General features: G+C 51.4%; 13 protein-coding genes. 4 read left to right on the plus strand and 9 right to left on the minus strand.

Annotated elements, in window-relative coordinates; translation table 11 throughout:
* Positions 1–195: 195 nt before the first annotated feature.
* A complete protein-coding gene (locus KGMB01110_RS05185; RefSeq protein WP_055147806.1) occupies positions 196–552 on the plus strand; it encodes a helix-turn-helix domain-containing protein in 357 nt (118 codons plus the stop codon).
* Positions 553–774: 222 nt separating this feature from the next.
* Here the strand turns inward: KGMB01110_RS05185 and KGMB01110_RS05195 are convergent, their stop codons facing one another.
* Positions 775–2,187 (minus strand): relaxase/mobilization nuclease domain-containing protein, encoded by a 1,413-nt coding sequence (locus tag KGMB01110_RS05195; RefSeq protein WP_119297767.1) that lies wholly within the window; start codon positions 2,185–2,187, stop codon positions 775–777.
* 114 nt (positions 2,188–2,301) lie between these two features.
* On the opposite strand from KGMB01110_RS05195, the gene KGMB01110_RS05200 reads away from it, so the two are divergent.
* Positions 2,302–3,714, plus strand: a complete 1,413-nt coding sequence (locus KGMB01110_RS05200; RefSeq protein WP_110104023.1) for an ATP-binding protein — start codon at positions 2,302–2,304, stop codon at positions 3,712–3,714.
* A gap of 73 nt (positions 3,715–3,787) precedes the next feature.
* Here the strand turns inward: KGMB01110_RS05200 and KGMB01110_RS05205 are convergent, their stop codons facing one another.
* The 5 genes from KGMB01110_RS05205 to KGMB01110_RS05230 all read right to left on the minus strand — a co-directional run bounded on the left by KGMB01110_RS05205 (position 3,788) and on the right by KGMB01110_RS05230 (position 12,601).
* Positions 3,788–4,087 (minus strand): CD1845 family protein, encoded by a 300-nt coding sequence (locus KGMB01110_RS05205; protein ID WP_097772891.1) that lies wholly within the window; start codon positions 4,085–4,087, stop codon positions 3,788–3,790.
* A complete protein-coding gene (locus tag KGMB01110_RS05210; protein WP_119297768.1) occupies positions 4,084–4,386 on the minus strand; it encodes a hypothetical protein in 303 nt (100 codons plus the stop codon). The genes KGMB01110_RS05205 and KGMB01110_RS05210 overlap by 4 nt, the downstream gene beginning before the upstream one ends.
* Before the next feature lie 151 nt (positions 4,387–4,537).
* Positions 4,538–4,876 (minus strand): plasmid mobilization protein, encoded by a 339-nt coding sequence (locus tag KGMB01110_RS05220; protein ID WP_008982512.1) that lies wholly within the window; start codon positions 4,874–4,876, stop codon positions 4,538–4,540.
* A gap of 2 nt (positions 4,877–4,878) precedes the next feature.
* Positions 4,879–5,685: a DUF3848 domain-containing protein gene (locus KGMB01110_RS05225; RefSeq protein ID WP_055195349.1), complete on the minus strand. Its 807-nt coding sequence runs from the start codon at positions 5,683–5,685 to the stop codon at positions 4,879–4,881.
* A gap of 1 nt (position 5,686) precedes the next feature.
* Positions 5,687–12,601 carry an SNF2-related protein gene (locus KGMB01110_RS05230; RefSeq protein ID WP_330508039.1) on the minus strand — a complete coding sequence of 2,305 codons (6,915 nt, stop codon included), beginning with the start codon at positions 12,599–12,601 and terminating at the stop codon, positions 5,687–5,689.
* Between the two features lie 444 nt (positions 12,602–13,045).
* On the opposite strand from KGMB01110_RS05230, the gene KGMB01110_RS15650 reads away from it, so the two are divergent.
* Entirely contained in the window at positions 13,046–13,327 is a 282-nt protein-coding gene (locus KGMB01110_RS15650) for a hypothetical protein (protein ID WP_330508040.1), read from the plus strand.
* 2 nt (positions 13,328–13,329) lie between these two features.
* Here KGMB01110_RS15650 and KGMB01110_RS15270 read toward each other — a convergent pair whose 3' ends face one another.
* Positions 13,330–13,674 carry a TnpV protein gene (locus tag KGMB01110_RS15270; protein ID WP_437566535.1) on the minus strand — a complete coding sequence of 115 codons (345 nt, stop codon included), beginning with the start codon at positions 13,672–13,674 and terminating at the stop codon, positions 13,330–13,332.
* Between KGMB01110_RS15270 and KGMB01110_RS15275 the strand changes: the two genes are divergently transcribed.
* Positions 13,673–14,440, plus strand: a complete 768-nt coding sequence (locus KGMB01110_RS15275) for a hypothetical protein (protein ID WP_243112683.1) — start codon at positions 13,673–13,675, stop codon at positions 14,438–14,440. The two genes, KGMB01110_RS15270 and KGMB01110_RS15275, sit on opposite strands and share 2 nt — an antisense overlap.
* 96 nt (positions 14,441–14,536) lie before the next feature.
* On the opposite strand, the gene KGMB01110_RS05235 is transcribed toward KGMB01110_RS15275, so the two are convergent.
* Both KGMB01110_RS05235 and KGMB01110_RS05240 read right to left on the minus strand, forming a co-directional pair.
* Positions 14,537–14,752 (minus strand): transposon-transfer assisting family protein, encoded by a 216-nt coding sequence (locus KGMB01110_RS05235; protein WP_002576226.1) that lies wholly within the window; start codon positions 14,750–14,752, stop codon positions 14,537–14,539.
* 1 nt (position 14,753) lies between these two features.
* Positions 14,754–17,870 (minus strand): YodL domain-containing protein, encoded by a 3,117-nt coding sequence (locus KGMB01110_RS05240; RefSeq protein WP_119297771.1) that lies wholly within the window; start codon positions 17,868–17,870, stop codon positions 14,754–14,756.
* Positions 17,871–17,875: the final 5 nt, after the last annotated feature.

The following is a 17,875-nucleotide window of genomic DNA, read 5'->3' on the forward strand; positions in this document are numbered from 1 at the left end:
TGTCCGCGAAATGTTACAGCGGACGGATTTCTTCAAAAAAATTTCCATCTATATTATAAGTTGATCCAGTTAGTGATACAAGGATGGTATTCAAGTCTTTATTAAAAATCGGCATAATCAAACCTATCAACCGGTATAATAAGGTTATTCCTTTGTGCAAATCGGCACGATAGAATATACTTGAGGTGGATGATTATGCCGATTGATGATTTGACTGCTTTTGGGCAAAAAATGCGAGAAGCCCGAAAGAAAAAAGACCTGACACAGCAGGAACTTGCGGATCTGAGCCATGTTTCTGTAAAGCAAATCGCCAATATCGAAAAGGGGAAAATGAATCCTTCTTATTTGATTTTAAGAGCATTGGCAAAGGTCCTGCACATCTCTTTAGATACGCTTATAAATCCAGATATTTCTCTGGAAGATGAAGGTGTCAATCAGATGAAAATGCTTTATTCCAGCTGTCCGCCAGAAATGCGTGGCACCCTGTTACATCACACCCAGGAAACGGTGAAAGAACTGACAGAGTTGTCCGAAAAATTTGAAATGAATTGAGCCAGTGAGTGAAATTTAACGATTCTCTCACTGGTTCTTTTCAATTCCTGAGAAAAGAGGCAAGCAATGCCTGTGTTAATACACACAGACCCGCAGAGAAGAAAATCCATCCGTGATTTTCCTCTCCGCTTGCTTGTTGAGGGCAGCGCCCCCAAGCCCCTTTGAACACAGAATTTCATTCTGTGGCTGCGCGTTCTGCGAACGCTTTTGACCAGGACCAGCTTACCGCTGGCCGTGGTCTTTTTCTTTTTCAACATCCTGTTCTACCTCCATTTTCAGCACTCGATCTACATTTGCCTTTGCCGTTAAAAGCTCCCGCATTTCCTCACGGGAGCGCCGATACTCGGAATAAGTCTTTTTCTTTTCTTCCAGCAATTTTGCGTACTCTGTCTGTAACTCTTTGACCTTTGGCAGCTTCTTGACGCCCATCTCATCAAAGGCATTCTTAGCAGCCTGGTGGAGCAGAATTTCTTCCTCATGTTCCCCCCGGAATTTCTTAGAGTAACCCGCCTTGCGGTATGCCACATAGACCTCACGGGTTTTAGCATAGTTTACGATGTGAGTACGCAGAACAGCAATCTCTGCCATGCGCTTTTCAGCCGCTTTAATCTGCGCCGAAAGTTCATTGTGATGTGCCGTGGCAGCCGCAGCCTTTTCTTCCAAAACCGCATACTCCAGCAGGTTATTCTCTGACAGGTAATTCATGGTCTGCGCCATTTGCTTCAGATTGAAAACTTTAGCCCATCGCGTATAGCCAGCACCTTTTCCAGCCTGCAATTTTGCCTGAATGTCCACCAGCAGATTGATCTTTGGCGGCTCTGCCCGTGTGACTGTTTTCTTTCGCGGGGTATGTGCTTTCTTCCCTAAGAGAACTGCCCGCAAATCTTCCAATCCATATCCTTCGCCCAGACTGTCCATGCGGGCGGCTTTCTCCCAACCAGAGAGCTTCAGTCGATACGATTTTCCGCGCTTTGAGACTTCACAACCATACTCTTGCAACAGTTTCAGCAGTTCTTCAAAGTCAGCAGGACTTTGTGATAATGCGTTGTCAATCGCCACACGAAGCAACTCCCGGTGAGAGGGTTTTGCCTGATCTCCCAGCCATTTGTTATAGCTCTTTCCATGAGGGTTCGGATTCTCTACAATGGACAGTCCGTTTTCAATGCAGATGGTATCACTTAACCTGCGAACCGCCTTGGTACTGCCCCAAAAGTTTCGGAATTTTCGGTCATATTCTAAGCTGACCGATGACCAGATAATGTGATTATGAATGTGCGACTTGTCTATGTGAGTGCAGACCACAAAGGCATGATTGCCCTTGGTAAACCGCTTGGCAAATTCTACACCCAGACGGTTGGCTTCTTCCGGCGTGATTTCACCGGGTTTGAATGACTGGCGCACATGGTAAGCGATCACATCGTCCGCCCCGCGCACCCGCCCGGTGGCGGCGATATACTGCCGCTTCGCCAGAAGGAACTCTGCATCCGCAGTTCGGCTGTCACACGCATAGCCGGTAATGAGCTTGCCGTTATCTGTTTTCTGTGGATTTGCTACATAGTCGATGATGTCACTGATCGCCCGACTCTCTGTGCGGCCTTTGCCGACATGAAGCGGCATGATTCTTGTAGTTGCCATAAAAAACCCTCCTCTCAAAATATTTTCTCTGAACTCTTTGTGCCTATCGTTGAAATAAACTCTCCTTATGGGTATAATATAAAGAAACTACCAATACCTCAAAGGAGGGATTTTATGATAGAACAGCTCATTGCCGAAGCAACGGAATGTGATTTCAAGGTTGCTCTCGAAATAAAAAAGCCAAAAAGCTGGTTAAAAAGTGTCAGTGCCTTTTCCAATGGAATTGGCGGCACTCTGTTTTTCGGAGTCTCCGATGACCGGGAGCCTATCGGCTTGTCCGATGTTCAAAAGGATGCTGAAGCGATCAGCCGCTTAATCAAAGAACGTATCACACCATTACCGCAATTTATCTTAAAGCCATTGCAGGAAGATGGTAAAAACCTGTTGGCTCTGGAGGTTTCTCCTGGCCGCAGCACCCCATACTATTACAAGGCAGACGGAGTAATGGAAGCATACATCCGTGTTGGAAATGAAAGCGTAATTGCACCGGATTACATTGTGAATGAACTGATCTTAAAGGGAACCAATCAGTCCTTTGATACCCTAACAACAGATGCGGTAAAAAAGGATTACAGCTTTACACTTCTGGAAGCAACCTATCTGGAACGGACTGGACTCCGCTTTGAGCCATCCGATTATGTCTCCTTCGGTTTGGCTGACAAAAATGGGTTCTTGACCAATGCCGGAAAGCTCATGACCGATCAGCACACAGTTTATAACTCCCGTATGTTCTGTACCCGGTGGAATGGCTTGGAAAAAGGCTCTATCTTTGATGATGCGCTGGACGATAAAGAATACGAAGGGAATCTGATTTATCTACTGAAAAGCGGCAGTGAATTTATTCGCAATAATTCCAAAGTCCGTTTTGTCAAAGAGGCACAGTATCGTGTAGACAAGCCGGATTATGCTGAACGAGCTGTGACAGAGGCTCTTGTCAATGCGCTTATCCATCGTGATTATATTGTGCTTGGCAGCGAAATCCATATTGATATGTTTGATGATCGGGTGGAAATCACATCTCCTGGCGGTATGTTTGGCGGCGGCTCAATTCAGGAATACGATATTTACAGTATCCGTTCCATGCGGCGAAACCCTGTGATTGCTGACCTGTTCCACCGCATGAAGTACATGGAACGCCGTGGAAGTGGCCTACGCAAAATCGTCAGTGAAACCGAAAAGCTACCTGGATATACAGCGGCATATAAGCCTGAATTTTCCTCAACAGCAACAGATTTCAGGGTCATCTTGAAAAATGTAAACTACAACTTAGAGGATGACACCCACCAAGTTATCCACCAAGTTACCCACCAAGATATTGAACTATCAACGGTGTCCAAACAGATTTTGGCTTTTTGCACAACACCAAAATCCAAGAAAGAGCTTGCAGTATTTTGCGGCTTCAAAGATTTAAGAAACTTCACTTTGAAGCATATCAATCCGCTTTTAGAATCCGGGCAATTAGAAATGACTATTCCCGATAAACCTAAAAGTCGCAATCAAAAATATATTACAGTTCGTTCCGAATAAACAGAGAAGCAGGGCAGTGGGTCTCATCTCCCATTGTCCTGCTTCTTTTCATTCCAAATTATATTCACATCATTTACCCATACACCCAATCCTGGATCGCAAATTTCAAACTCTGCACCTTGCTCAGCAGCCAGATCGCAGCCAGCGGCAGCCCCATCGGGCTAATCAAAAATGCCATAACCAGCAAAATCACACCATTCTGCGGGGAATAAGTAATCAGCACAGCCACGCCAAGCAGAGCAATTACCGTGCTTAGTAGACCAAGCACCAGACCGGATATGTAGATCAGCCCCGTGCAGAGCCAGACAAAAAGCGTCAACACCAAAATGACCGGTGCAGTTACGATCATCAGCAGACATTTCAAAATCTTCATTTCTGTTCCTCCTTCCAACGCTCCATATACTGTTTGCATAGGGCATCCGCTTCTCTCTCATCATCTTCCGTCACTTCCCGTTTTCCTTTGGTCAGTTCAATCTCCAGATAAGTCCGGTAATCATCGGCTAAGAGGTTGAACAGTTCCTTGGGAGTATGGCACACCTCGCCAGAGCAATAGTGAAAATCTTGGTCAAATTCAACTCTTACACATCCATGGCGGCTGATATAAACTTCTATGGTCTCGTCTGCGGTTAGGTAATCCGCAAAAATCTCCAGCACCTTTTCAAAGGTCAGCATCTGTTTTCACTCCTTTGCTATGCTTCTTATTCTACTCATATTATCCGGTACGGACAGGCAAAAGACAAGGATACAGACAAAAAGAAAAAGCGGAGGAAGGTGCGGCGAAGAAACGCCGTTCCCCCCTCCGCAAATGGAGTATCTATCCCCGTTATGAAAGTTTGGAGAGTTGGGTAAGGATTTCCTTCACACCCTCCCACAGTTGTTCCTGCCGCTGGGATATATCCTCCAAGTCAGCATCATAAACCCGCCCTGTCTCATGCACTTTGCGGGTCAGCTGATTCAAGTTGTTGCTGCTTCGGCGCATCAGGGAAACCAACTCCTTCAGCTCCGGCAGATCCAGTTTGACCACATAACCATCCAGCGCCATTTTCCGCAGATAAGCGCTCAAATTCTCTGTCCCGTATTGCTGCATCTTTTGATGGATCAGTTCCAGTTCTTCTGCGGACACCCAAAACAAAACCGGCACATCCCGCTTGCGCTTTGCCATGGTTATCGCTCCGGCTCCCGTTTTTTCGGGGCAGCAGACTTATGGGCGGGCAACTCCTGTTTGAGCTTTTGCAGGACAGAACTTTTCTGCTGTTCTTGAGCGACTTTTCGGAACTGTCTGGTGAACAGGTCGGTCAAACCGGGATTGACCTGATCTACCACCAGATAGGCACAGTGGCGGGAAGCGCCGCTGTCCTCCAGCGTAGGAATGTTTTTTGCCCATGCTTTATTGTCCTGAGAGATACGCCCGTCATAGTTCTTGCGCTGGATGGTGTTGGCAAGAATAAACTGTACCCGTTCCGTCCCGAACTTTTCCAGCACATCTTTGACCGCCGCCTCCGTATCCAGCCGATTCTCTGCATAGTGGGCGCTGATGGTCTGCTCAATGGCTTCTTTGCAGGCGCTGTTCGCCTGATATGAGAGGTTGTACTGTGCCATTTCCCCATGCTCGGACGCATAGGCAGCAGAATGTGGATAGACCGGTGTTGTTCGCAGTTCCTCTTTGGCTCTGCACACATCGTCGGCACGGCTTTCAATGCTGTCCCGGATCACATCCATATAGCCGGTCTCCAGCTTTTCAAAATAGCGGTACACATCCGCCAGCGGAGAGGGAGATTCCAAAAGTGCCTGAGCCTGGGTGTCGGTCAACTCCAGTTCCTCCATTGCCATCACGATGTCCTCGCGGATGGTGTACTCATAGGCATGGTTTAAGACTTCTTCCGGGGGCTGGCTTTTCAGCCAGTCCCGGAACTTGTCCTGTTCGGCAGCCATCTTTTCATAAAGGGCTGTATTCAGATCGTTAGTATTCATGTTATCGCACCTCCTCATGCTGTTTTGGTTTCTTGTCTGTACTACGGGGTTGCACCGGGCGTTTTAGGGTATCCAGCACCGAAGGCCGTGTGCTTTTGGCAACAACAGACTCGGTGTGTGCCTGCCCCTTTCCGTCGATGTTGAGCAGGGTATCCAACTCCACCAGACGGGCGTTTTTGCTTCTCAGTTCTTCTTCATAAAGGAATGGCTTTCCGACTTCCTCCTTTGCGGCAGCCTGCTGCTGATAGAGGTTATCCAGCTGGGCCTTTGCCGCCTCCAGACGCTGGGGCATCTGGGCGAGGGCATTGTCGATACGGGTAAGATTTCCGCGAGGGTCTGTACCAAGGGTTGCCCGGTGGGTCATCTGTCCTTTCAGCAGGAGCGTATATTCCTGTTTCCAGGCGGAAAATTCCACGGACATGGCATAACCCCGGTAGCTGCCGATCTGCACCGGATCGGAGGTTTTGACCTCCTTGCAGGCATCCAAAAGAGCTGCACCAGCGTTCTCCTTATCGGTCAGCAGGTCTCCACGAATCTCCATACCGGCAAAGCCGTCCTCCGGGTGCGGGTGAGCTGCCAAAACCTCCAGATCGGATTCAAAGCCCTTGATAAAACCTTTGTGCTTTTCAATCTCCTCCGGGAAGTATTTGAGCAGCTGGTCCTCCAGACGATATTGCTTGCTCTGGTGGTCGGCTTTCATCAGCTTCAGGCGGGATACCTCCACATCCAAATCCATACGCTCCTTGATACGGGGATCTCCGGCACACAGAGCCTTGATCTCGGCAAAGGAAAGTGCTGTTTCGTCCACATCATCGCAGGAGCGCACCGGCGATTTAGAAGTCATGATCTGACTGATGAATTTTTGCTTATTCTCCACCGTCTGCCAGAGGTATGCGTCAAAGGTTCCTTCGGTCACATAGCGGTACACATGGACAAGAGGATTCTGGTTACCCTGGCGCTCGATACGGCCCTTGCGCTGGGCAAGGTCTCCCGGTCTCCACGGACAGTCCAGGTCATGAAGTGCCACCAGACGGTCCTGCACATTGGTGCCTGCGCCCATCTTGGCGGTGCTGCCCAAAAGGACACGCACCTGACCGGTACGGACTTTAGAGAACAACTCCTTTTTCCGCACTTCGGTGTTGGCTTCATGGATAAAAGCAATCTGGTCGGCAGGCATTCCCTGAGCAATGAGTTTCTGACGAATATCGTCATATACCGTAAAGACCGGTTCCTGCTCCGGCAGAGGCACAGCGCCTTCCAATGCGTGAAGCAGTGGATTATCCAGCGTTTTCGCCGCCTTGCTTGCAGGAGCTTTTGCCTGCGGTGTAGAAATGTCGCAGAACACCAGCTGGGTCAGCTTGTCAGCTTTGCCATCCCGCCAGATCTGCATGATGTTGTCCACGCACTGATTGACCTTTGTGCCAGGTTCATCCGGCAGCATCTGGTTGACGATTCTCTGGTCCAGGCCCAGCTTACGGCCATCCGAGGTAATCTTGAGCATATTGTCCTGGGATGGGTCAACGGTTCCGCTGTGTACCAGCGATGCCCGTTCCGAAAGAGCCTTGACCATTTCCTGCTGATGTTCGGTAGGCTGCGCCACGATGTTGTGGTATTCCACCTCCGGGGTGGGCAGGTTCAGTTGGTCGGCAGTCTTGATGTCCGCCACTTCTTTGAACAGGTTCATCAGCTCTGGCAGGTTAAAGAACTTGGAAAACCTTGTTCTTGCCCGGTAGCCGGTTCCCTCCGGTGCCAGCTCCAATGCTGTGACGGTCTCCCCGAATCGGGAAGCCCAGCAGTCGAAGTGGGTCATGTTCAGTTCTTGCAGGCGTTCATACTGAAGGTAACGCTGCATGGTGTAAAGCTCGGTCATGGAGTTGCTGACCGGTGTGCCGGTGGCAAAAATCACGCCACGGTTTCCGGTGATCTCATCCATATAGCGGCATTTGGCAAACATATCGGAGGATTTCTGTGCGTCCGATGTGGAAAGGCCAGCCACATTCCGCATTTTTGTATATAAAAACAGGTTCTTATAGTTGTGAGCCTCGTCTACGAACAATCGGTCTACACCCAGCTGCTCAAAGGTTACCACATCGTCTTTTCGCCCCTCGGCTTGCAGCTTTTCCAGTCTGGCTTCCAGAGATTTTCGGGTACGCTCCAGCTGCTTGACGGTAAAACGCTCGCCGCCGCTGGCCTGCACCTCTGCGATGCCCTCAGTGATCTCGTCGATCTGCTCATAGAGAAGCCTTTCCTGGCGCTCCCGGCTGATGGGGATACGCTCAAACTGGCTGTGTCCCATGATAATGGCATCATAATCACCCGTCGCAATACGAGCGCAGAACTTCTTTCGGTTATGGGTCTCAAAGTCCTTTTTGGTGGTGACCAAGATATTGGCGGAAGGATAGAGGCGCAGAAACTCCGACGCCCACTGCTCGGTCAGGTGGTTTGGAACCACAAAAAGAGATTTCTGGCACAGTCCCAGGCGTTTGGCTTCCATCGCAGCGGCCACCATCTCAAAGGTTTTACCTGCGCCTACTTCGTGTGCCAACAGGGTATTTCCTCCATACAGCACATGGGCGATGGCGCTTTTCTGGTGTTCCCGCAGGGTAATGGCCGGGTTCATCCCTCCAAAAGTGATATGACTGCCATCATATTCACGGGGACGGGTAGAGTTCATTTCTTCGTTGTACTGGCGCACCAAAGTCTGGCGGCGTTCCGGGTCTCTCCAGATCCAGTCCCTAAAGGCTTCCCGGATAGCTTGCTGTTTTTGGGCAGCCAGGGTGGTCTCCTTGGCGTTCAGCACGCGGCGCTCTTTTCCGTCTGCGTCCTCTATGGTGTCATAGATACGGACATCTCGCAGGTTCAGGCTGTCCTCCAAAATCTTGTAGGCATTGGCACGGCTGGTTCCGTAGGTGGTGTAGGCTGCCACATCGTTGTAGGATACGGAAGATTTCCCCTTGATCTGCCATTCAGCGGTAAAGGACGAATAGTTGACCTCGATACTGCGTTGGAGATAAAACGGGGTATTAAAGGTCTCATACATAAACTGCTGGATATATTCCTTGTCAATCCAGGTAGCGCCCAGACGCACCTCGATCTCCGACGCATCCAGGTCTTTGGGCTGGGCGGCGGTAAGAGCTTCCACATTGACTGCATAAACCGGGTCCTGCTGTGCGGCCCGCTGCGCCTGACGCAGTTTGCGGCGTACATTGCCGGAGAGGTATTCATCAGCAGTCACATAATGAGGCGTTCCGTCCTGCTCCAACTGTCCCGGTACACGGAAGATCACGCCTTGCAGTTCTCCAGCCAGTGCTTCTTTTGTTTTTCCGGTAAGCTGGCTCATATAGTCCATATCCACGCAGGCTTTTTCCGAGATGGACACCGCCAGTGCTTCACTTGCCGTATCCACCACAGCCACCGCCTGATGGGGCTTGATGGTCCGCTTGGTGAACATATCTGCCTTACGTTCCAGTTTCCCGTCCTCGTCGATGACTTCCAGCGCACAGAGCAGGTAATAGGAAGAATCATCTGCATAGGCCAGTCGGTTTGCACGGTCATTGATGAGACCGTATTTGGCAGAAAAGCCGTCATAGAGCTGGTTCAGTTCCGACTGCTTCTCCCGAATGGTGCTGTCCGGAACCGCTGCATCCATCTGAAGGTCGATCAGTTCCTGCACACAATCACGCAGTCCCACAAGACCTTTTACACGGGCTTCTGCGGTGGCGTTGAGGTCAGGACGCACCATACAGCTGTTTTCCCGGTAGTACACCTGCCCGTCTACAATGGCATAGGAATAGTTCTTCACATTGGGGTCGGCAGGAATGGAGGTGTCAATAGCTTCGCCTTCGCCCAGCTCCGGCAGCTCTGCCTCCTGATAAGTGCCATGAATATACTTCACCGCATCATGCAGCTGGTCGGAAAGCTCCAGTCCCTCGATAGGGTTTACGGTGTAGTCCATACCATGAGCAGTGCTTACCGGCTCCTGTCTGCCCAGCACCATTTCCGGGTGGTCGATAAAATACCGGTTGATGGCAAATCCGTCCTCCGTCTGTCCGGTTTGAGTCCATTCCGGCACGATGTCCAGCGGGCGGTCCCGCTTTTGGAGGAAGATGATGTCTGATACCACCTCGGCACCGGCATTCTTTTTGAACGCGTCATTCGGCAGACGGATAGCCCCCAGCAGCTCGGCACGCTGGGCAAGATAGCGGCGCACGGTGGAATCCTTGGCGTCCATAGTATAGCGGGAGGTTACAAAAGCCACCACGCCGCCGGGACGCACCTGGTCCAGTGCTTTGGCGAAAAAGTAGTTGTGAATACTGAAATTCAGCTTGTTGTAGGCTTTGTCATTGACCTGATACTGACCGAAAGGTACATTGCCGATGGCAAGGTCAAAGAAGTCACGCCTATCGGTGGTCTCAAAGCCGCCTACTGTGATGTCCGCCTTGGGATAGAGCTGCTTTGCGATGCGCCCGGAAACAGGGTCCAGCTCCACGCCGTACAGACGGCTGTTTCGCATTTTCTCCGGCAGCATACCAAAGAAATTGCCCACACCCATAGACGGCTCCAGAATATTTCCGGTCTCAAATCCCATACGGTCCACCGCTTCATAGATGGCCTGAATGACCGTAGGGCTGGTGTAATGGGCGTTGAGGGTAGAGCTTCTGGCGGCGGCATATTCCTCCGGGGTCAGCAGTTCTTTTAGCTGGGCATACTCTAAAGCCCATACCGGTTTCTCCGGGTCAAACGCATCAGAGAGACCGCCCCAGCCCACATATCGAGAAAGAACCTCCTGCTGTTCGGGGCTTGCCTGCTGTCCGGCAGCTTCCAGCTCTTTCAGCAAACGAATCGCATTGACATTTGCCTGGAACTTGGCTTTCGGACCGCCTTCGCCCAAATGCTCATCGGTAATGCGGAAGTTTTTTGCATTGCGGCGCAGGTTAGCCTTGTATTCCTCATAAGATGCTTCCTCGGCAGCTTTGGCATTGGGGAAGGTCTGCCACTGGCCATTGACCTGAATGGAAACCGGGTGTTCATCCAACACTTCCTCAAAGGTTTTCTCCGGCTCAGTCACAGGGGCTGGTGGCTCCGGCTCCTCGATATGCAGTCGTTCCACCACCACATCATAAGGCAGATTGTTCTTATCGCCCGGATAGACGGCCATGGTCTCGGAATGGAAGGTCGGGGATTCGGTAGCCGGTTGGGGCTGCTCCTGTCCAAAACCGTCCTGCTGACGGGCATACATCCCGCGCAGCAAAGACGCAACCTCATCCCAGCGGAAATACAGCATAGCCAGACGCTTTTCCTCTGCATCCATGACTTCCAGCTCCATGCCCTGTGCCGTGGTACGGTAATCGGCAATATCGCCGGTCTCCAGATTCAGTGTCTCGATCTCACCGGAATAGGCTCTGCTCAGCCAGTAGGCGATCTCGCTGTTGCTCCTGCCGGATTGCAGCAGCGTGGAAATCTGCTTTTTATCCGCTTCATCCATCAGTCCATGAGCCAATACATCCCGCAAGTCCTGATCTGCCTTGTCCGGGTCAGTAGGAAGAAACTCGGTATAGTAAGCATTGCGGCGGTCTGCCCGAAGCAGCTGCTCGAACTGTTCTTTGCGCTCTGCCCGGTAGATGGGATATACCATCCCAGTGGGCAGAAGCTGTACGGTGTCCTCCCGCAGCTCGGTGATCTGATAGGCGTCATCCTCGATATACACGGTATCGCCCACGGCATAGACCGGGGCGGCTGGGTCATAGGAGGTTCTTTGCGGAATTGGGCGGCGAACTGCGTCATATTCCTCATCGGAAATGGAAACTTCGGAAGTCTGCTCTGTCTCGGCATCTGACATCACCTGTTGGATAAACGGGGCATTGTCCAGTTTTTCCGGGTCTGCCACCTGGCCGTTGACGATCCCTCTTTCCTCCAGAGCTTCCCGGATGGCGATTGGGTCGATGTCGTCAAAACGGTCCTGTTCTTCTTCGGTATAGAACCGATCCTCCTGAATAAGCTGGGCAAGCCTGCGCTGTACCTTCGGCCAGGGCAGCTGCGTTTCCTCCGGGCTGCCGGCACGGACAACGAACAGGCTGTTGCTGTTACTGCCGCCGTATTCCTGAGCCAGCCATGCAGCGGTATCTTTCTCTCTTGCATGGTCTTTCATATAACGGACGACAGCGTGTTTACTCTCGATATTGCCGTTCCATGCACAAATGGCAGTATCAATATCTTCCTGAGAAAGAGGGCGCAGAAGTTCATGGAGCTTTGGATAGGTTTCGTCGATCACTTCCCGGTGCAGTCGCTGTCGGAACTCCGGCACATCCGAATAGAGGCGGATCAGCTCCATATCCTTAGAACCAAGGACCGCACGGCGCACAGCGGCATTGCCCTCGATGACAGCATTTTCACGGTCAGAATGCCCGCAGGCATTGCGGTATGCGGTATCCTCGGAAATGGCGGCAGTCACCACAGTCTTATACTGCTCAAACTGCTCCCGAAGGGTAGGCTTTGGCGTTTCTTTCTCCACCTCCGGCTGCTGGGCTTGGATGGTATCTTCTTCTGCCAATTCCTTTTCAGCCTGGATTTTGTCATACTGCGCCTGTTCCTGTTCGGTAAGATAGCGGCCTTTCTGGACAAGAGAGGTAATGCGCTTGGCAACCTTTTCCCAGTTCAAGTGAACATCCGGGCAGTCCTGCTTTTTATAGTGCAGTCCTTTCCCATCGTGATCTTCGCCGCTGTGTGTTGCGCCGGACAGGGCATGAGAGCGTCCGCCAATGCCATACTCGTCTTTGAGGAATCTCACTTTCTCCTTATCCGTATGGTTTGCCATGAAGAACGCATAGATACGGCCTTTTCCTCCGGCGAAACTGCTGCCGCCGGTCATAGCGGCGTCGATCTCATCCTCGGTAATGAAGTGCTGAACTGTTGGCACTTGGGAAAGGTCTGAAGAAAAGGTCCTGCGCGGCAGGTCAAGGTCCTTCAAGTTCTCCCAGATCTCCCTTGGTCTGTGATAGTGAAAACGCAACAGGTCACGGTCCTGCTGATAGGCAGTCCAGAAGGCGGCGTATTCTTCCTTGAGGGTCTGGCGGAAAGCCGGGTCACTCAGCTGCTCCGTCAGGCGGCGGGTCTCCTCCGGGAAACCATTGCCTTTGATCTCTGACAGGCAGGACAAATATCCGTCTTTTCTGGCGTCCTCACTGAGATCGTGATACAGATGCCAGAGCTTTTCCGAGAGGAGGGAGCGTTCATAGCCTGCCGCTTCTGCAAGCTCCACATTGGAGGCAAACTGACCACTTTCCAAAAGCTCCCCGATACGCTCTGCGGCGCTCTCCCAAGAAATGACCTGGGCAGACCTGTCATAACGGACAGACTTCCCATGGGAAAGATGGATACCATCCTCGGCATACCATGCGCTCACACTGCCAAGGCCATTGCCGCCGTGGTACAGCGTTTTCAGTATCTCGGCAATCTCAGCGGTGGTTTTCTGCTTTTCAAAGGCTGCAACCACACGCTCCCTTTGACGGTCTGTATTGCCGCCCAAACGCAGCACATGGTCGATGTCATTTTGGGCAAAAGAAAAAGCAGAGGATGTATGCGCTACATTCTCTGCCTCATCTATGGATTGGATCTGTTCCGCTTCGGAGAGGAACAGGTTTAGAGTCAGCTGTTGATAAGCTCCGCCATCAGGATCTCCTCTGCCTGGGCTTTGCAGTTGTTCATCAGCCCCACCCACTTCATGGGATCGCTGGCTTTCAATTCCTCGGTGGCTCCCGCTTCTTTCGCCAGCTGGGGCATCATCTGCTCCAGTCTGCTCTGGGCGGTCTCGTCGATCTCCAGAAGGTGCTGGTACAACTTCTCGTTCAGCAGCATCTGGTTGTAGAGGATGGGACGGTGTTCCTTCAGGTAGGTTTTCCTCATCCTGCCGTACTTGCCCAGGGTTTTCTCCGGCTGCTGGCTCAGCTTCAGGTCGGGAATCAGATAGTCTCCGTTCTGGATATAGGTCATGGGATTGTTCATCTTGTTTGCTCCTTTCTTGGTTGGCTTCGCGCTCTGCATTTCGGACGGTAACGCCGATCTGCCGCAGCACCTGCTGGTTGATCTGGCTGACCGCTGTTCCCAGCGCCCCGATGGTGGACGGGGTGTTGAAATCAAAGATTGCCATGAAATCTTCGTGGTCGAAGTAGCGTTCCGGCTCCAGTCCACAGCGGGACATCAAAGCGTAAGTGATACTGACGGTGGCTGCTGCCTTGAACTGTACTCCGATGTTAAACTCATCATATTCCTCCAAAAAGGAACCGTCAACGATATAGAAGAAGTCCTGCTGATGCTCCGTCCAGTATTCCTCAGCCAGTTTTCCGGCTACCTCAGTGAGCTGTCCGGCAAGGTCATCACCGGAAACATCATAGGTGCGCTCAAGCATGGCCTGCACCGAATCCAAATGGCGCTCCTCCAGCTGCCACAGCCAGGGAGTGCGGGAATGTTCACGGGTTCCGGTGTCGGAAATATCAAAAACATAGCGCAGGCGGGGTCTGTCCCCGGAATCGTCCACCAGAGCGATTCCCTTGGAGCCGCGCCTTACATACCGGCCCATCTTTTCATTCCACAAATCGTACTCTGCACAGGCGGTGGCGTCCGGACGCTGGGCGTAGATCATCAACTGCTCATGGAACGGGTACTTGTAAAGGCGGGAAGCAGTGGTGAGAAACCCTGCCCATTCCTGCCAGCTCCCCGTGAGCTGCGTTGTTACCTTCTCCGCCATCTGTGCATATAGTTCAGCTTTGGTTGGCATAGTGTTCTGTCCTCCTTTCAGTTTTGGGGTAAAAAGGTGGGGTGGCATATTGCCACCCCATCCCTGCGATTATGGTGTTTACTGGTCAAAATCCGGATACAACTCCAGCTCGGCAAACTCGGCATCACTCATGGCCTGGAGCTTGCCCAGTGCGCTGTCTGTCAACTCCCGCAGCTCGGTTTCCTCCGGGGCCAGCTCGCCGCGCATCTCACGCAGGCTGTCGATCAGTCCGGTGCGGCTGCCGGTATTGTAAATGCACATCAGGTTCATTTCCTCAAAAGTAAAGTTTCCCATATCAAATCTCCCTTTCCGCACTCTTTTTTGGCGCTATCTTTTTGTGTTCTGCCTTGGGCTGGCTTTTCAGCTGCTCCATGACGGACTTTTTCTTTTCCCGTTCCTCCCGATGGGCAGCGGCAGCCAAATCCATGAGGGAAATGGGCTGACCGTTGCGGGCCTGCTGTTCCAGCTCTGCCACCGTAGGCTCTTTTGCGCCATTGTTGATGATACCGTCGATCATGCCGTAATCGTCCTCCACGGCCATCTCCGCATTTTTCAGCGGATTTTCCGGCAGGAATCCGGGGATCTGGGTAAAACCAACACTGTCACAGTAATGACAGGATACCTTACCGTCCTGCTTGATCGCAACGATGTCACTGACACTCATAGAAGGACTGTGAAAATCCGCCGGCTTTTGCAGATTAAACTGCTCATATAGTTTTTCCAGCTGCTCCGGTACCGTGCCAGACTCCCTCAGCGGAGCTGTGTAAATGAGGTCATAATTGCTGCGGTCTATGGAAATGTCATGGGACTTTAACCAATCCAGATTCATAAAGCGCACATTCTGCGGATCGTCACGGCTCACCTGATAGATAGCAAAGCAATCTCTGTTCTGGGATAGAAATGCCTGTTCGCGTTCCTGCTGATGTTCCTGACGCTCCATGACCTTTTCGTGGAACTGAGGGCTTTTCTCCCATTCCTCACGGTCCATGCCAAAAAGACCGCCATGATCCATGATTTCCTGCGGGTCAAACACCATGCTCTCCGTATTGTCCTCATGCAGCACATAGACGGTCAAACCGGCGGCATCCAGTTCCAGCGCCCGCTCTCTGGTAACAGGGAACATCCCATCATAGGAGTAGCCGTATTCCTGCATATCTGGTGTGGAGACCTGCTCATCCGGCATGGGGTATTCATCCAGTGCCTGCTCCTGTGCTTCCGGCAGCTGGGAAGAAGCAGCCATCTGACTGACCTCTGCCTGCATCTGCTGGTAGGCAGCTTCCTGCAAGGTCTCAATCATGGACAACGGTGCGTATTTTACCGAGTCTCTGCCCAAATCGTTGTCATCACAAATCTGGAGAACTGCCTTCATGCGGGAAATCTCCGGCATATCCAGCTGACCACCATCCAGCTCTTTCATGGACGCGGCATCGTAAAGGGTATAGTCCCAGCCGCTGTCACAGGATTGGATATGAAGATAGGTGGCATCGTCAATCAGAAACAAAGCCTCCTGCTGGTTGGCATCCGCCCCCAGCACTTCCATTTCTGGCATTGCCGTAGCCAGTTCCTTTACCGCTTTTTGCACCAGAGGATTATCACGGTAATAGTCGATTGCCTGGATGGTGTCCAGGTCAATGGTCTGGCCGGTCAAAATCGGAAAAGGTCCTTCATAGTCGCTTCCGTCTTTCAGCTCAAAACCAATGCCCTTGATCCCGTTCATTCGTTCTGCCGGAATCTCCTGATAAATGCGGACAGCTTCCTCCAAAGACAGGTTATCGTGGTATTCTCCGAGGTTTGGAAATTCCATGCACTCTGCTACATAGTAGGTCAGATTGCTGGTTGGCTGTCTATCAGATACCTTAGTGGCATCTTCTGGCTGCTCTATCGGGGCGGGCTCCGGCTCTACCTTTGCATGAGGGTCGATTCCGCGCTCTTTGCAGATTTCCTTATAGTGGCGCTCAATGTCGGAGATCAAAGTGCCGGAGGTTTTGTTGATGATCTCCAAACTGGCTCTCAACTCTTTCAGTTCCTTGCCCTGACTCCAACTGACAATATAGCCAAAGCTGTTTTCTCCTGTCTCGATGCCAAAATATTTGCAGACTGCATAGGAGATGCTTTCTGCTTCTACTTCTTCCGTGCGGCGGCTCTTTTTCTCTGCTCCTTCTTCATTTTCCTGCTTTTTATGGTCATGCAGCTTGCTGTGAGCAATTTCATGGACCGTTGCTGAAACCGTCTGAACCTCACTCATGCCCTGACGAATGGCAATTTTCTGATGATCGGCAGAAAAATAGCCGTCCGTATCGGCGGCCATTGCTTCAAAAGTAATCGGCACCGGTGCGCTGTGGCGCAGGGCCTCCATGAATGCCTCATAATTTGGCACATTTCCGGAAAGGGATGATGCAAGCTCCGGCAAAGGTTTCCCGTCGGTCTGGCTCACATCAAAGACCTTGACCGGGCGAAACATGGGGATCTCGATTTCTTTTTCCTCTGTGACGATCTTTCCGTCTTTATCAAAAATCGGAGCCTTGGTATCCGGGTCCAGCTTCTGCTCCTCGATTTTCTTCTTATATGGTGTGGGGGCGATGATGGTAATGCCATGCTCGCCCTTTTTTACATGACGCTCAAACTGGTCTTTCCACTTATTGTATCCGGCTACCAAAGTGGCGTCCGGCTTCTGCATATAGATGAGCATGGTGTTGTTTACCGAATAGCGGTGAAATCGGGACATGACGGACAGATAACGCATATACTTTTTGCTTTCAAACAGTTCTTTGATGCCCTGCTCGATGCCATCTGTGATTTCCCTTAGCCGTTCTCGATTGGTGGGTTTATTCTCAGCCATGATTTTCAATCTCCTTTCCAAGTGTGTGATTTCTGCTGTGTGTTCTGCAATCCATGCCTTTTGTTCTTCTTCACTTTCATAAAGAAAAAGGTCCAGCAGGTACTCTACATAGGCTTTCTTCTGGATTGCTTCCACAAAACGGGGGTGCGGTTCTTCCGCCGGTGTCCTGGGAGAACGGTCGGCTTCCCATTTTTTCAGCAGATAGTAGTAATCGGACAGTACGCGATAACAGCGCTGTCGATCCTCCCGAAACTTCTGTGCCTCGGTTTTTTGCCGGACATATCTCCTGCGGGGCGGGGCCTGACTGTCATAGATCAGGCCAAAGTCATGTGCCAGTTTCTCCGCCGCTTCTTTTGGGGAGAGGTTAAAGAGCTTTGCGGTAAAGTCGATCACATCCCCATCTGCACCGCAGCCAAAGCAGTGGAACCGCTGGTCTACCTTCATGCTGGGGTTCTTATCATCGTGGAAGGGACAGCAGGCCATGCCATTTCGTTTGACCTCGATCCCATAAAACTCTGCCGCTTCTCTGGTGCTGACCGACTGCTTGACTGCTTCAAATACATTCTCTGCCATGTGCC

The organism is Mediterraneibacter butyricigenes (genome assembly GCF_003574295.1).
Classification (GTDB): domain Bacteria; phylum Bacillota; class Clostridia; order Lachnospirales; family Lachnospiraceae; genus Mediterraneibacter_A; species Mediterraneibacter_A butyricigenes.